Here is a 13,787-nt window from a genome sequence, read left to right as displayed (position 1 = left end):
GCCTCGTGAACCATCTGTGACCGCCCTCGACGCCCACCGGCTGCGGCACGACCCGGTCAGCAGCGACCCGGACGTCACCACCCTGCTCGGCTCGCGGGCCGACCCCGACCTGTTCGCGGTGCTGTTCGACAGGTACTTCGCCGAGCTGCGGCACTACGCGGCCAGCCGGCTCGGTGGCGAGCGCGGCGACGACCTGGCCGCCGAGACGTTCCTGGTCGCGTTCCGCACCCGCGAACGGTTCCGCACCGACGGGCCGGGTGGCGGCAACGTCCGCGCCTGGCTCTACGGCATCGCCACCAACCTGATCCACCGGCAGCGCCGCGACGAGCAGCGCCGTTATCGCGCGCTGGCCCGGGCCGGCGCCGTCGCCGACCGCGGAACGTCCGGTGACGACGCGACGGTCGCCCGGGTCACCGCCGGTGCGCTGCAACCGGCGCTGGCCCGCGCACTGGCCGCCCTGCCCGCCCGGGACCGCGACGTGCTGCTGCTCACCGCGGTCGCCCAGCTCGACTACGCCGAGGTGTCGGCCGCGCTCGGTGTGCCGCCGGGCACTGTCGGATCCCGGCTCACCCGCGCCCGCCGTGCCGTCCGCGCGGCGTTCGGCGGCGACGACCCCACCCGCATCGACGAAGGGAAAGCATGATGCACACCGAAGACCATGTCATCCGTACGCTGCTCGCCGAGCCCCCGGCGGCCGCGCACACCACGGCGGCCGCCCGCCGGCAGCTCACCGACGCGATCGCGGGCCGGCGACCGGCGCGGCGGCGTGCGCCGTCGTGGCGGGTGTCGCTGACCGGTGGCGGCCTGGTCGCGGCGGCCGCCGGGGTCGCGCTGGTGATGGCGGCCGGCACCGGCGGCCCGGCCGGGCTGGGCGCGACCGGCAGCGGTGGCGCCCCCGGGGTGGCGGCGCCCCCGACCGGCCCGCGCGCCGACGCCGGCGCGCCGCAACTGCTGCTGGCCGCGGCCGAGCGGGTCGAGGGCACGGCCGGCACCGGCCGGTACTGGCGGGTCGCCACGGTCGCCGAGGGCGCGCTGTACCTGCCGGTGCGCGTCAAGGGCGAGACGTTCCATGTCGCCGAGCGCCGGCTGACCGAGACCTGGACGCCGCGCGACCCCGGCGGGCAGGCCTGGGAGGGCCGGCAGTCGCTGGGCTTCCAGCCCCGCACCGCCGACGACGAGGCCGCGTGGAAGCGCGCCGGTTCGCCCCGCACGTTCGACCTCGGCCCGGCCGACTCCCCGCAGGGCGGCCACGTCATCCGCCGGATGGGCCCGGGCAGGGCCGAACTGACCCGGTCCACCGGTGACAGCGACAACGCCGGGCTGGCCGCGCTGCCGGCCGACCCGGCGAAACTGCGCGCCGAGGTGGACACGCTGATCACCAAACAGGGTGGTGAGCCCACCGATGCCGCGGTGTTCGCCCTGCTGGGCCACCTGCTGACCGAGGCGCCGGCGCAACCGGAGCTGCGCGCCGCCGCCTTCACCGTGCTGTCCACGCTGTCCGGCGTGGTCAACGCCGGGTCGCGTGCCGACGTCACCGGGCGCACCGGGGTCGCCGTGGAGCTGACCCAGACCGCGGGCACGTTCGTCAACCGGTCCTGGCTGATCCTCGACCCGACGACCTACCAGCTGCTCGGCGGCGGCATGCAGGGCGCCACCCCTGGCAAGGACGGCAAGCCGGACCTCAGCAGGGGCGGCAAGGAGTCCGCAGCGGCGGTGCTCACCGCCCAGTGGACCGACCAGACCCCGGCCCCGCCGCAGGGCCGCTGACCTGAGCCGATCTCGAGCTGGTTTCCAGGGGTGTCTCCGAGCCCTCGAGACACCCCGGGAAACCAGCCGAGACGCCGTCACCGGGCCGGACACTAAGCTGGACCCGATGACCAGTCCCGAAGTACGACCTGTTGCCTCTCCCGCTGTGCTGGCTCGGGCGGAGGAGTCGCTGCGGCGGCTGTCCGTGGCGCCGCAGAAGCTCGACATCGCGGCCAAGCGGGTCGGCCGAGGCGGTGGTGTCTACGCGTGGTGGGCCGCGCCCTCGGTCTTTCCCGAGCTGCCCGGCACGCCGAACCGGGCCGTCCCGGGGCTGCGCCTGCTGTATCTCGGGCGGGCGACCAGCCTGCGCGGGCGGATCGTACGCAATCATCTGCGGCGGTCCGGGAGTTCGACGCTGCGTCGTACGCTGGCTGGTCTTTTGATGTCCGAGGGCTATCGGACGACCTGGACCGACCGCGTGGTCCTGGTGCCCGAGGACGAGGACCGGCTGACCGCGTGGATGTCCGCGCACCTGCTGCTGACCTGGGCCGAGGACGAGCAGTCGGTGACCACCGAGGCCGAGCTCGTCCGGCGCCTGCACCCGCCGCTGAACGTCAGCGGCGTCGACCCCGAGCACGTCCAGGCGTCCGTGGTCGCCGCGAAGAACGCCTACAACGCCTCCAGTCAGGCACCCGAGCCGACGCCGTGATCAGGCGACGACGATGACGGTTTTGCCGAGCAGTTTGCCGGTGCTCGCGTCCTGATGGACGGCCGGCAGCTCGGCCAGCGGGCGCCGGTCGGCGATGTGCAGCCGGAGCACGCCGCGGTCGATCCGGGAGACCAGGTCGGCCAGGTGGGCGGCGTCGGGGCCGACCCAGACCCCCGCGGTACGCACCGCGCGCGCCTCGTCAGCCGGCACCGGGCCGGCTGAGCTGACCACGATGCCGCCGTCGGCCACGTACCGGGTCAGCTTCGCGAGGTCGTCGGGGGCCAGCCGGACGTGGTTGACCACCACGTCGAACGGGCCGTCGACGGCGGCCGGGCCGGCGTCGAGGTCCAGCGGGCCGACGACCGTCGCCGCGCCGTAGCCGAGCAGGCGGGTCGCGTGCTGCGCCCCGTCGACGGCGGTCACCGTCGCACCGGCCTCGACGGCGAGTTGGACCACGAGGCCACCGACCGCGCCGCCGGCCCCGTTGACCAGAACCGTCTGCCCGGCGGTGATCCCGGCGAGCTCGACGGCGGCCTGGCGGGCGGCCAGCCCGGTCAGCGGTAGCGCCGCGGCGTCGGCCAGGGTGATGCTGCCGGGCGCGGCGGTGACCAGGTCGGCCGCCACCAGGGCGTACTCGGCGGCGCCGCCGTGCTGGTCCAGCGGGAACATCGCGATGACCGGGTCGCCGACCCGCAGCCCGCTGACCCCGTCGCCGAGCTCGGCGACGGTGCCGGCCACGTCGAGGCCCGGGGTGATCGGCAGCCGGGTGGGGATCATCGCGGCCAGGACACCCAGCCGGATGTGGTCGTCGACCGGGTTGAACGAGGTGGCCGCCACCCGCACCAGCACCTGGCCGGCACCCGGGACCGGGCGCTCCACCTCTTCCTGACGCAGGACCTCGGTGCTGCCGAACTCGTGGTAGCGAATCGCCTTCACGGCGCTCTCCTCATGGTGTCTCGCACCCCGGCTGACTTGCCTGGGCAACTGAGGACGAGTGTTTATGACTTGCCCAGGCAAGTCAAGTAGGCTGTCGGCATGACCGGTTCACCGCACTGGCTCGACGACGAGCAGCAGAAGCTGTGGCAGGATCTGCGCACCGTGGTCGTCGCGCTGCCGATGCTGCTGGACCGTCAGCTGCAGCGGGACGAGGGCATCTCGAACTTCGAGTACAGCGTGCTGGCCCGGCTGTCGATGACCGAGGCGCACACGATGCGGCTCAGCGACCTGGCCGCGCAGTGCGACAGCACGCAACCCCGGCTGTCCAAGCTGATGGTCCGGTTCGAGCAGCAGGGCTGGGTCACCCGCTACCCCGACCCGGACAACGGCCGGTACACCCTGGCGACCCTGACCGACACCGGCCTGCGCAAGGTCGAGGACAGCGCCCCGGCGCACGTCGACAAGGTCCGGGAGCTGGTGTTCAGCCCGCTCGACGCCGCACAGCAACGCCACCTCGGCGCCGCACTCGCCCCGATCGCCGCCCTGGTCCGCGAACATCTCGACGGCCGCTGAACGGCCCGGCGAAAAATGCGATGGTGAGCCGGTGACGGAACAGGCCGTGCAGATCGGGCTGGACCTCGACGGCGAGGGCCTGCCGACGAGCGAGCAGGTCGCGGCGGTGCGCCGGCTCGAGCGGTCGATCGAGGCCGCGATCGCGGCGGACGACACCGGCGAGCTCGACGGCGACGAGTTCGGTGGCGGCCAGGTGACGCTGTATCTCTACGGCCCGGACGCCGACCGCCTGCTCGCCTCGGTGGAGCAGCTCGTCAAGGACTTCCCCGCCGCCGATCGCTGGGCCGAGCTGCGCTACGGCGACCTCGACGACCCCTCAGCCCTGGAGCGCCGCATCCAGCTGTAGCGGCGTCCACTGGTAATGCGTCGACGTGGTGATGTCGTGGAAGCCGCAGCGGCGCAGGATCGGGGCGCTGGCCGGGGACGCGTCGACGTGCAGCAGCCGGAAGCCGCGGGCGGCCGCTTCCCGGGCCCGGGTGGCGAGCAGCGCCCGGTAGATCCCGCGGCCCCGCCACTCTTCCAGGGTCACCCCGCCCAGCAGCGCCGCGAACTCGGTGCCCGGGTTGTAGATGACCCACGCCGAGCAGACGACCCGGCCGCCGGCCTCGGCCACCAGGATGCTGATCTGGCCGGGATCGGCCGAGACCCGCGAGTGCAGGTCCTCCGCGACCCAGGACAGGTCGATGCCCAGCACCTCGGTCTGCAGGTCGGCGATGCGGCGCAGGTCGTCGGGCGCGCTGACCGCCCGCAGCGTCACGCCGCCGGGCAGGACCGGGTCGGCGGCCACCTCGGCGGCGACGCCGACCAGTACCGCCGACGGCGACTCGGTCACGAAACCGGCCGCGAGCAGCCGCTCGGGCAGTTCCGCGGGCAGGTCGTGCGCCCGCACCTTCCACTCGACGCCCTGACCGCGGGCCTGGAAGTAGTCCCGCTGGCGGGCGATCAGCCGGTCCAGGGCAGCGCCGGTGACGCCGACGTCGCGCGGCGCCCGGATCCGCCCCACGTGCCCGCCGACGATCCGGAGCACCGGTCCGTCGTACTCGTGGGTCACGCCGGACGGGACGGCGCCGGGCGGCATCCGCATCTGCGCGTCGTAGGCGGCCAGCAGCGCGGCGACATCAACCATGGCCCATGCGATCACTTCTGGCCGAGCACGTGCAACAGAGAAACCATGAAGTGGCGTCTTCCTGAGGCAGATGACCGACACGACCGAGCCGTCTACCGCTCCGGACTGTCGGCGCATCTCGTCTCCCTCACCACGAACGCTGGTACTTCACCTGGCCGGGCGCCTACCACCGGGACCGCCCGTAGGGGTCGCACCAGGGATCCGCGGCATTGACTGCTGTCACTGGCAGTGGCAGCGTCGGCTGCGTCAACGTCGCTCGGGGGGAGACGCATCATGCCCAGTCGTCGCACTGTCCTGGCCGGATCCGCGGCCGCCGCGTTCGTTGCCGGCGCGGGAACCGCCGCACCGGCCGCAGCGTCGTCCGGCGGGCTGGACCGGGAGGCGTTACAGGCCGCCCTGGACCGGATCGTCGCCACCGGGGCGACCGCCGCGCTGGCCCGGGTGGACAGTCCGGCCGGCAGCTGGCGCTCGTCCAGCGGGGTGGCGCAGCTGGGGCGGCCGGCCCGGCCGGTGGTCACCGGGCAGTTCCGGGTCGGCAGCATCACCAAGACCTTCGTGTCCACCGTGATCCTACAGCTGGTCGGTGAACGGCGGCTGAGCCTCGAGGACACCCTCGAACGGTGGCTGCCGGGCGCGCTGCCGAACGGCGCGCAAATCACGGTCCGGCAGCTGATGCAGCACACCAGCGGGGTGTTCGACTACACCGAGGCGCTGTTCACCAGCGTCGAGGACATCCTGCGTGTGCGGTACAAGACCTTCCGGCCGGAGGAGCTGGTCGCGCTCGCGGCCGGGCAGCCGCCGGTGTTCGAACCGGGCACCTCCTGGTCGTACTCCAACACCAACTACGTGCTGCTGGGAATGATCGTGCGCCGGGTGACCGGGCACGCGTACGGGAAAGAAGTCGACCGGCGGATCCTGCGGCCGCTGCGCCTGCGCGGTACCGAGGTGCCCGGCACGGATCCCACCATCGACGGGCCGCACGCGCACGGGTACGAGCCGATCGAGCAGGACGGCGTGGTCGTGCCGCTGGACTTCACCGATCTCAACCCGTCGATGGCCTACTCGGCCGGCGAGATCGTCTCCAGCACGGCGGATCTGAACCTGTTCTACCGGTCGCTGCTCGGCGGGCGGCTGCTGCGCCGGGCGCAACTGGCCGAGATGCTGGCGAATCCGGTGGGCGAGCTGAACTACGGCCTCGGCATCTACCAGCAGCCGCTGCCCGGCGGCCCGACCGTGTGGGGGCACACCGGCGGCATCTTCGGGTATCTCACCTACTCGTTCACCACCGCGGACGCCGCCACTCAGGCGACCGTGTCGGTCAACCCGTGGCTCGGCGACTTCAGCGCCGCCCTGATCGACCTGCTGCTGATCGCGTTCGGTGCCACCGCACCGGTCGCCAGGGCCGCCGCGCCGGCCGGGCTGCTCCCGGCGCCGGGTTTCCGCCTCCCGGACGCATGACCGTCTTCACCGTGGACTGATCGTGGTCCGGCCGCCCGGCGCTCCGTAGAGCCACAGGGTGCCGGGCGGTGGGCCGGGCAGCGCCCCGCGCAGCAGCAGCGCCAGGGCCCGGCCCAGTTCCGCGACCGGCCCCGGCTCGTACGCGTGGTCCCCGCGGAAGATCAGGTGCCAGTCGTCGGACTGCCCGGGGGTGCGCGGCGGCCGTTCGAGCAGCCGCGCCGCGCTCTCCTCGAACAGCTCGGCCAGCTCCTCGCGCCCCTCGGCGTCCAGGTCGAGGGAGACGTCGAAGAACAGGTCACTGACCATCGCCTGCCGGCGCAGTTCCTCTACGCCGGACACCCACCAGAGCGGGCGGTGTTCCGGCGGGATCCCCTCGACGTCGCGGAGAAGCTGGGCGAGCAGGATCGACAGGGCGCCGTCGTACGCCCAGATCTCCCGCCCCGGATCCGGCAGATCCGGTGGCGGCCCGCCATAACAGCCGATCGACCTGGTTTTGCTCACCGTTCCATGGTCGCCCATCAGCGCCCGCAGGTCACGGCATGAGAATCAACCGGATCGGGTTGTTCTCCTTCGCGTCGAGCTGCCGGACCGCCTCGGCCGCCTGCGCCAGCGGCAGGGTGCCGCTCACCGAGCCGGAGAACTCCACCCGGTGCAGCGCGACCAGCGACAACAACTCCAGGACGTGTTCCGGGCCGGAGCCGTAGTGCCCGCGGATCTGCTGCTCCAGGAAACTGAACCGGGTGCCGTCCGGGACGGTCAGCGGCTGGTCGGTGAGCCCGACCAGGATCAGCTTGCCCCACCGGGCGAGGGACCGGGCCGCCTGCACCCGCACCCCGGCCACTCCGGCGAAGTCGAACGCGTACGCCAGACCGGTCCCGCCGGTGGCCTCGCCGACCAGGCCCGCGAACTCCGGGTCCTCCGGGTCCAGGGCCAGGTCGGCGCCGAACTGCAGGGCCCGTTCCCGCGCCGAGGGCAGCGGGTCGATCGCCACGATCGGGGCCGCGCCGATCATCCGCAGCAGCTGGACGGCGTGCGCGCCGAGCCCGCCGACGCCCCAGACGCCGACCGCCCGGGCCGGTTGCACCCCGGCGGTCGCGGTGATCGCCGCCCACGGCGTGGAGACCGCGTCCGGGATGAAGCAGGCCTGCTCGAACGAGAGCGTGTCCGGAATCGGTACGACGGTGCCGGCGGTCGCGACGGCGTGCTGCGCCCAGCCCCCGTCGTAGTCCACGCCGCGGGTCAGCACCGACCCGCCGCGGATCTCGCCGGCCTGCAGCAGCACCCGCTCCCCCACGGTCAGCCCGTGCACGCCCTCACCGACCTCGTCGATCACCCCGGCGGTCTCGTGTCCGAGAGTGACCGTGTCCCCTTGCAGGTACAGGGGTTTGAGGATGCCCTGGATCAGGTGCACGTCGGAGAGGCACACCCCGGCTGCGCGCACCGCGATCCGGACCTGCCCGCGCCCGGCGTGCGGCTCGTCCACCTCCTCGACGGCGAACTTCCCGGTGGACACGTTCAGACGGCCTGCCAGCATGCTGCGACTCTCCTCAAGCCTCGACGTCGCTTGATCACATGCGTACCACGAAAGACGCGGCAAAACCGGGTATAACGCCCGCGTGCCAGCACCGTGCCAGCCGTTTGGCAGGGCGCCCCGGCACGCTGCGGCGATGACGAACGCGAACTGGCAGGCCGGGCGCACCACCGCGCCGGACGGGACCGCCGTGACGTTTCTCGAGGTCGGCGCCGGGCCCGGGCTGGTCGTGGTGCCCGGCAACAACCGGCGCGCCCACCACTACCGGGAGCTGGCTGTCGCGCTGGCCGACCGCTACCGGGTGACCGTGATCGATCGGCGCGGCCGGGGCGCCTCCGGACCGCAGGGACCGGACTACAGCGTCGAGAGCGAGGCCGGCGACGTCCTGGCGGTGCTGGCCGCGACCGGCGCGAAATGGCTGTTCGGGCACAGTTACGGCGGCCTGATCGCGCTGCACGCCGCGCTGCGTCAGCCCCCGGCCGGGCTCGCGGTCTACGAGCCCGGCGTCAGCCTCGGCGGGTCATTCGACGCCGGCTGGCTGCCCGCTTTCACCCGGCTCGTCGAGCGGGGCCGGCACCACGCGGCGATGACGCTGTTCCTGCGGCGGACCCGGCTCGCCCCGGTCGGCAACGCCCCGGCGCCGGTCTTCCACGCGCTGGCGTTCCTGCTGCTGCACGGCTCGGACGGCGCCGACACCAGGGTGATGATGGCGACCACGCCGCGGGAGATCGGCGAGGTCGTCCGGCTGGACTCCGACGGGAGCCGCTACGCCGCCGTCACCTGCCCGACCCTGCTGCTCGGCGGGGGCCGCACCCCGGCGTATCTCACCGGCGTACTCCCGCTCTTGTCGCACATCATCCCGGACGCCCGCCTGGAGATGCTCGACGACCTGGACCACAACGCGCCCGACCTGAACGCCCCCGCCCTCATCGCCGCCCGCCTGTCCGGGTTCCTGCATTAAAACCCTTTTCCGGTACGGCGTGGAGCCGCGTGTCGTGCCCGCCGCGGGCGTGCTAAACAGTCCGGATGCCCGCATACACGCCGCATTCGGAATGGACCGCTGACGCGCTGACGGTCGTCGCCCGTGCCGAACGGGAGGCGGTCACCCGCGGTCACCGGTGTGTGCGCTCCGAGCACTATCTGTACGCGCTGCTCGAAGCGGACGGGCCGCGCACCGTGCTGGCCACGCTGGACGTGCCGGTCGACCGGCTGCGGCACCGGGTCGGCGAGGTGCTCGCCGGTGAGCTGCCCGGCACCTCCGACGTGCCGCGGGTGCTCGAGGCGGCGCGGTTCGAGATGGACCTCGAGGAGATCCGGTACCTGAGCACCGAGCATCTGCTGATCGGCGTCGCGGTCGAGGGCGACGGGCTGCTCGACGAGGCCGGCGCCACCCCCGACCGGCTGCGCGAGGGCACCTACCAGGTGTTCCGCTCCGCGGTCTACGGTCCACCGCCGGCTTTCGGCCACCACGCCGTGACGGTCCCGCCGGCGCTGCGGGCGCTGGACGACGAGCTCGGCGTGCTGGCCCGGCACCACGAGGCGCCCGACGACGAGTTGCTCGCCCGGCGCCGTGACCTGGTGAGCGAGTGGTCCGGCTGGGTGGACACGGTGCGGGTGGTCCGGGAGGCGGAACTGCTGCGGGCCGAGGTGCGGCGTCTGCACCGCTTATTGCGTACGCATGGGGTCGATCCTGGTCGTTGACATAATGGGTCGGAAATGGTGGCCGGGTGCTGCTACGGTTCGCGACGGAAAGGGGACCACCGTGCCGAAGCTGAACCAGATCATCGCCGTGGAGAAGGGCGTCAAGAGCAAGGCGTTCGCTGATCTCAGCGAGGCTCACCACGCCGTGCAGAAGACCGGCCCGCTCGCCGGCATCTCCCGGACGTACCAGCCGAAGGACGAGGAGGGCGAGCAGCTGCCCGCCGAGTCCACCCGGGTGCAGATCAAGGCCGAGGACGTGCTGCGGGACGTCGGGGTGACGCTGACCCGGCTCTTCGACGTGACCGCGACGAAGGACTGGACGAACTGCGTGGCCCGCGCGGACGTGGTGGTCGACGGGCGCACCATCGCCGCCCAGGTGCCGGTGACCTATCTGCTATTCCTCGAGAAGCAGCTGGTCGACCTGCACACGTTCGTCAAGAAGCTGCCGGTGCTGGACGCGGCCGAGACCTGGGTCCGCGACGACTCCACCGACAGTTGGCGGACCGAGCCGGTGCGCACCAACCGGACCAAGAAGGTGCCGCGCAACCACGTCAAGGCCGAGGCCACCGAGAAGCACCCGGCCCAGGTCGAGGTGTATTACGAGGACGTCACGGTCGGGTACTGGACGACCCTGAAGTTCTCCGGTGCGCTGCCGGCCCGGCGGGTCAACGAGATCCTCGAGCGGGTCCTGGCGCTGCAGACCGCGGTCAAGTTCGCCCGCGAGGAGGCGAACAACAGCGAGGTCACCGACCAGCGGGTCGGCGCGGCCGTCTTCGGTTACCTGTTCGGGTGACCTTCATGATCTCCCCGTGGGAGCGCGGGGTGGCGCCGGGAATCCGGCGTGAAGCTGACAGCTGAGGCTGAAACTGAATTGACCGGTGACAGTGTGGGTTCGAGTCCCACCCCCCGCACCACGCGCGGGGGTAGCCCAACTGGCAGAGGCAGCCGGTATGAGACTCAGATTCTCGCTCCAACGTCAGCATTCACCACTGATCACCAGATCAACCGAGTCGGGACGGAGACAGCGGATGCCGGTTCAAGTCCGGCCCGCCGCGCTATCGAGCGGCGGTAGTTTAACGGCAAAACCCGTATGTCATTATGAATGATCCCGGCTGTTAAACGTGCTGGTGTGTGCAATTCAGTGGTAAACGGAGGCCCGGGGATTGGCCATATCCCCGGGCTTCACCAATTCCTGGCGCTTATTGGAATCGCGCGAACTTGGCGATCGCGGCCGGCGCGACCGGGGTGAACAGGTTGACCAGGGTTCCGCTCGGGTCGCGCACCAGCATGGACCGGTTGCCCCACGGCATCGTGGTCGGCGGCAGCAGCACCGCGGCGTCGAGCCGCTCGTGCACGGCGTCCACGTCATCCACCAGGAATTCCACGATCTTTTCGTCCGCCTTGACCGATTCCGGCACCGTCCTGGTGCTGGCGATCGCGAGCGTCGCGGCGCCGGTGGTGATCTCCGCGAACTCCGGGGTGATCTGGTTCGCCTTGATCCCGGTCACCTGCTCGTAGAACGCGATGAGGCGGGCGGTATCGGCGGTGATGGCACGGATCGAAACGAGGTTCATGCCGGAGACGCTAGAACTGATACTGGACAGATTCCGCCCAGTATCAGATTTACGGTGAGCCGATGACCCGCCCGACCGCCCGCGTGCTCACCCTGCTGGAATTGCTCCAGTCCGGTGGCGTCCGCACCCTGGCCGACCTGTCCGACCGGCTCGGCGTCGACCGGCGCACCGTGCGCCGCTACATCCAGCACCTGATCGACCTGGACGTCCCGGTCGAGTCGGTCCGCGGCCGCTACGGCGGATACCGGGTGGCCCGGGGCCACCGGCTGCCCCCGCTGATGCTCGCCGAGGACGAGGCCCTGGCCGTCCTGCTGAGCCTGTCCGGCCTGACCAGCGGCACCGGCACGGCCGGCGAGACCGCGGCGGCCAAGCTGCGCCGGGTCCTGCCCGCGCCACTCCAGCTCCGCCTCGACGCCGTGCTGGTCACGGCCGCGACCACCGCACCGTCCGCTCCCCCACCGGACGCCGCAATCCTGCTGCCCCTGGCCGCCGCCATCCGCACCCACCAGCCCATCCGCCTCACCTACGCCACCCCCGCCGCCGCCACCACTCCCGGCGCTCCCGGCACGCCCAACTCCCCCGGCACGCCCGGTTCGCCGGACTCCACCGGCTCTCCGGGTTCTCCCGGCTTATTTCGCGAGCGGGCGCTGCATCCATATGGGCTCGTCGTTCACTCCGGGCGCTGGTATGTGATCGGCCTCGACCCGGCGGTCGGCGAGGAGCGGACCCTCCGCCTGGACCGCATCGGCCAGGTCCGCGCGGTGCCCGGTTCGTTCGAGCCGCCGACCGATTTTGATCCGGCCGAGCGGCTGGTCACCGGCTTCGCCACCGCGAACTACCGCTACGACGTGCGCCTGCGCATCCAAGCCACCACCGCCCAGATCCGCACCCGCCTACCCGCCACCGTCGCCACCATCCACGAGTCCCCCGGCCCCTGGCTGCGCGTCGACATCCGAGCCGAGAGCCTGACCTGGATCCCCGGCGTCCTCGCGTCGCTCGACCACCCCTTCGTCGTCGACCAGCCCGCCGAACTGCGCACCCAGATCACCGCCCTCGCCACCCGCCTGACCGCTTCCGCGAACCGCCCCGAGCCCTGAGTGCGCCAGCAGAGATCAGCCCTCCCCAGAGGGGCGGTACTGGTCCTCAATCGACCGACGCGTGCCCCCACCGCCCCGGGGTGGGCGGCAAACGTCCGCACAACGCGATCGCGTCCTGCCGCCGCCCCTCACACCGCGCGACCGACGCACAAAAAGCCCAATCGCGGACCCCCACCGCCCCGCCGACACCGACCGAGTACTCCAACCGCCCCGCCGACATCGAGCGCGGACCCCCACCGCCCCGCCGACGCCGACCGAGTACTCCTACCGCCCATCGATGTCGAGCGCGTGCCCGCCCGCCGCCAAGAACGCCGCCGCGAACCACCCTGAGCCCTGTCCGCCCGCCCGCCCTGACGGCGCCACCCCCTCAACACACCGCGATCTTGGAGATCAACACGGCGCCAGGCCCAGACAGGCGCAGGCAGGCGAGAGGTGGGTCAGTGGGCGGCCGTGAGTTCGCGTTCGCGGTGAGGAGGGGACGGCACCCGCAGCGGCGGCGCTTCGGGGAGGTCGTCCATCGGGCGGGCCGGGGCGCGGCGCAGGCCGAGATACGTGATCAGGCCGATGGGCAGGATCAGCCAGAAGGACAGCAGGCGGTAGACCAGCACCGCGGCGGTCGCAGTGGCCGGGGCGGCGCCCAGGCTCAACGCGGTGACCAGGCTGGCCTCGACGAAGCCGAGCCCGCCGGGGCTGAGCGGGATCTGCCGCACCACCTGGGCGATCAGGTAGGCCGCCCCGATCGCCTGCCAGCTCACCGGCAGCGCGACCGCATGAGCCGCGGCGATCAGGCAGAACGCGTCAGCGGCCCAGTTCAGCGCGGACCAGAGGATGGCCGCGGCCGCATCGCGGGGACGGATCGACCGGGCCGCGATCAGGGCGGCCCCTGCTTCCTTCCGGATCCGGCCCACGATCGGCCACCCAGAAATCCCGCGCACGGCCGCAGCCCCACGATCCGCCAATCCCCGGACCGCTCCGCCCCAGCCACCGCCAGCAGTCCGGCCCGCAAGCACCCCGCGCCTCATCGGCCGCTCCGCAGCAGTGCCATCAGCGCCGAACTGCCCCGCAGCCATGCCGTCGACAGCGGACCGCCCCACAGCGGCGCCCCCAGCGCCGGGCCGCCCCGCGGCAAGATCGTCGATGGCGGACCGCATCGCGGTCGCGCCGGCAGCGCCGGGCCCCGCCGGGGCACCCGCGTCGACGACGGAGTGTGACGGTTTGATGCCGTGGGCGAGGCCTGCTGCCCGCAGTGACTGGTCGAATTCGGAGACCGGGTGGGAGCGATCGACGCCGGCCGCTCGGCTTGTCTGGGCGAAAGCGGTCGCCGGCCGGGACCTAA

Annotated in this window: 16 protein-coding genes; 10 read left to right on the top strand and 6 right to left on the bottom strand. The window is 72.4% G+C overall.

The window, feature by feature from the left end:
• Window positions 1-16: 16 nt before the first annotated feature.
• The 3 genes from Apa02nite_RS46490 (at window position 17) to Apa02nite_RS46480 (ending at window position 2,455) form a co-directional block, all read left to right on the top strand.
• Window positions 17-643: an RNA polymerase sigma factor gene (locus tag Apa02nite_RS46490; RefSeq protein ID WP_239165049.1), complete on the top strand. Its 627-nt coding sequence runs from the start codon at window positions 17-19 to the stop codon at window positions 641-643.
• Window positions 640-1,767: a CU044_5270 family protein gene (locus tag Apa02nite_RS46485; protein WP_203830864.1), complete on the top strand. Its 1,128-nt coding sequence runs from the start codon at window positions 640-642 to the stop codon at window positions 1,765-1,767. Before Apa02nite_RS46490 ends, Apa02nite_RS46485 begins: the two co-directional genes overlap by 4 nt.
• A gap of 106 nt (window positions 1,768-1,873) precedes the next feature.
• On the top strand, window positions 1,874-2,455 hold the full coding sequence (locus Apa02nite_RS46480; protein ID WP_067692437.1) for a GIY-YIG nuclease family protein: 582 nt from the start codon (window positions 1,874-1,876) through the stop codon (window positions 2,453-2,455).
• Here Apa02nite_RS46480 and Apa02nite_RS46475 read toward each other — a convergent pair whose 3' ends face one another.
• Window positions 2,456-3,391 carry an NADP-dependent oxidoreductase gene (locus tag Apa02nite_RS46475; RefSeq protein WP_203830863.1) on the bottom strand — a complete coding sequence of 312 codons (936 nt, stop codon included), beginning with the start codon at window positions 3,389-3,391 and terminating at the stop codon, window positions 2,456-2,458.
• Between the two features lie 99 nt (window positions 3,392-3,490).
• On the opposite strand from Apa02nite_RS46475, the gene Apa02nite_RS46470 reads away from it, so the two are divergent.
• Both Apa02nite_RS46470 and Apa02nite_RS46465 read left to right on the top strand, forming a co-directional pair.
• Window positions 3,491-3,964 carry a MarR family winged helix-turn-helix transcriptional regulator gene (locus Apa02nite_RS46470; protein ID WP_203830862.1) on the top strand — a complete coding sequence of 158 codons (474 nt, stop codon included), beginning with the start codon at window positions 3,491-3,493 and terminating at the stop codon, window positions 3,962-3,964.
• Between the two features lie 31 nt (window positions 3,965-3,995).
• Complete coding sequence (locus Apa02nite_RS46465; RefSeq protein ID WP_203830861.1) at window positions 3,996-4,310, top strand: DUF695 domain-containing protein; 315 nt, start codon at window positions 3,996-3,998, stop codon at window positions 4,308-4,310.
• Here Apa02nite_RS46465 and Apa02nite_RS46460 read toward each other — a convergent pair.
• On the bottom strand, window positions 4,281-5,090 hold the full coding sequence (locus Apa02nite_RS46460) for a GNAT family N-acetyltransferase (protein WP_203830860.1): 810 nt from the start codon (window positions 5,088-5,090) through the stop codon (window positions 4,281-4,283). The genes Apa02nite_RS46465 and Apa02nite_RS46460 overlap by 30 nt on opposite strands.
• Before the next feature lie 273 nt (window positions 5,091-5,363).
• Here Apa02nite_RS46460 and Apa02nite_RS46455 point away from each other — a divergent pair, with 273 nt between their 5' ends.
• Window positions 5,364-6,548 (top strand): serine hydrolase domain-containing protein, encoded by a 1,185-nt coding sequence (locus tag Apa02nite_RS46455; RefSeq protein WP_203830859.1) that lies wholly within the window; start codon window positions 5,364-5,366, stop codon window positions 6,546-6,548.
• 6 nt (window positions 6,549-6,554) lie between these two features.
• Here Apa02nite_RS46455 and Apa02nite_RS46450 read toward each other — a convergent pair whose 3' ends face one another.
• Together Apa02nite_RS46450 and Apa02nite_RS46445 are read right to left on the bottom strand one after the other, a co-directional pair.
• On the bottom strand, window positions 6,555-7,049 hold the full coding sequence (locus tag Apa02nite_RS46450; protein ID WP_203830858.1) for a hypothetical protein: 495 nt from the start codon (window positions 7,047-7,049) through the stop codon (window positions 6,555-6,557).
• 31 nt (window positions 7,050-7,080) lie between these two features.
• Window positions 7,081-8,082 carry a zinc-binding dehydrogenase gene (locus Apa02nite_RS46445; protein ID WP_203830857.1) on the bottom strand — a complete coding sequence of 334 codons (1,002 nt, stop codon included), beginning with the start codon at window positions 8,080-8,082 and terminating at the stop codon, window positions 7,081-7,083.
• A gap of 133 nt (window positions 8,083-8,215) precedes the next feature.
• Here Apa02nite_RS46445 and Apa02nite_RS46440 point away from each other — a divergent pair, with 133 nt between their 5' ends.
• The 3 genes from Apa02nite_RS46440 to Apa02nite_RS46430 all read left to right on the top strand — a co-directional run bounded on the left by Apa02nite_RS46440 (window position 8,216) and on the right by Apa02nite_RS46430 (window position 10,573).
• The gene (locus Apa02nite_RS46440; RefSeq protein ID WP_203830856.1) at window positions 8,216-9,040 is read left to right on the top strand and encodes an alpha/beta fold hydrolase; all 825 of its coding nucleotides are present in this window, start codon (window positions 8,216-8,218) and stop codon (window positions 9,038-9,040) included.
• A gap of 65 nt (window positions 9,041-9,105) precedes the next feature.
• The gene (locus Apa02nite_RS46435; RefSeq protein ID WP_067695463.1) at window positions 9,106-9,780 is read left to right on the top strand and encodes a Clp protease N-terminal domain-containing protein; all 675 of its coding nucleotides are present in this window, start codon (window positions 9,106-9,108) and stop codon (window positions 9,778-9,780) included.
• 61 nt (window positions 9,781-9,841) lie between these two features.
• Entirely contained in the window at window positions 9,842-10,573 is a 732-nt protein-coding gene (locus Apa02nite_RS46430; RefSeq protein ID WP_203830855.1) for a DUF7873 family protein, read from the top strand.
• Between the two features lie 406 nt (window positions 10,574-10,979).
• Here Apa02nite_RS46430 and Apa02nite_RS46425 read toward each other — a convergent pair whose 3' ends face one another.
• Window positions 10,980-11,354 carry a VOC family protein gene (locus tag Apa02nite_RS46425; protein ID WP_203830854.1) on the bottom strand — a complete coding sequence of 125 codons (375 nt, stop codon included), beginning with the start codon at window positions 11,352-11,354 and terminating at the stop codon, window positions 10,980-10,982.
• A gap of 62 nt (window positions 11,355-11,416) precedes the next feature.
• Between Apa02nite_RS46425 and Apa02nite_RS46420 the strand changes: the two genes are divergently transcribed.
• Window positions 11,417-12,451: a helix-turn-helix transcriptional regulator gene (locus tag Apa02nite_RS46420; RefSeq protein ID WP_203830853.1), complete on the top strand. Its 1,035-nt coding sequence runs from the start codon at window positions 11,417-11,419 to the stop codon at window positions 12,449-12,451.
• A 437-nt stretch (window positions 12,452-12,888) separates the two neighbouring features.
• Here the strand turns inward: Apa02nite_RS46420 and Apa02nite_RS46415 are convergent, their stop codons facing one another.
• On the bottom strand, window positions 12,889-13,359 hold the full coding sequence (locus Apa02nite_RS46415) for a lysylphosphatidylglycerol synthase transmembrane domain-containing protein (protein ID WP_203830852.1): 471 nt from the start codon (window positions 13,357-13,359) through the stop codon (window positions 12,889-12,891).
• Window positions 13,360-13,787 lie beyond the last annotated feature (428 nt).

It is taken from the genome of Actinoplanes palleronii (assembly GCF_016862315.1).
GTDB classification, from domain to species: Bacteria; Actinomycetota; Actinomycetes; order Mycobacteriales; family Micromonosporaceae; genus Actinoplanes; species Actinoplanes palleronii.
The sequence above is the reverse complement of the archived record's forward strand: the minus strand, read 5'-3'. Positions and strand labels throughout refer to the sequence as shown.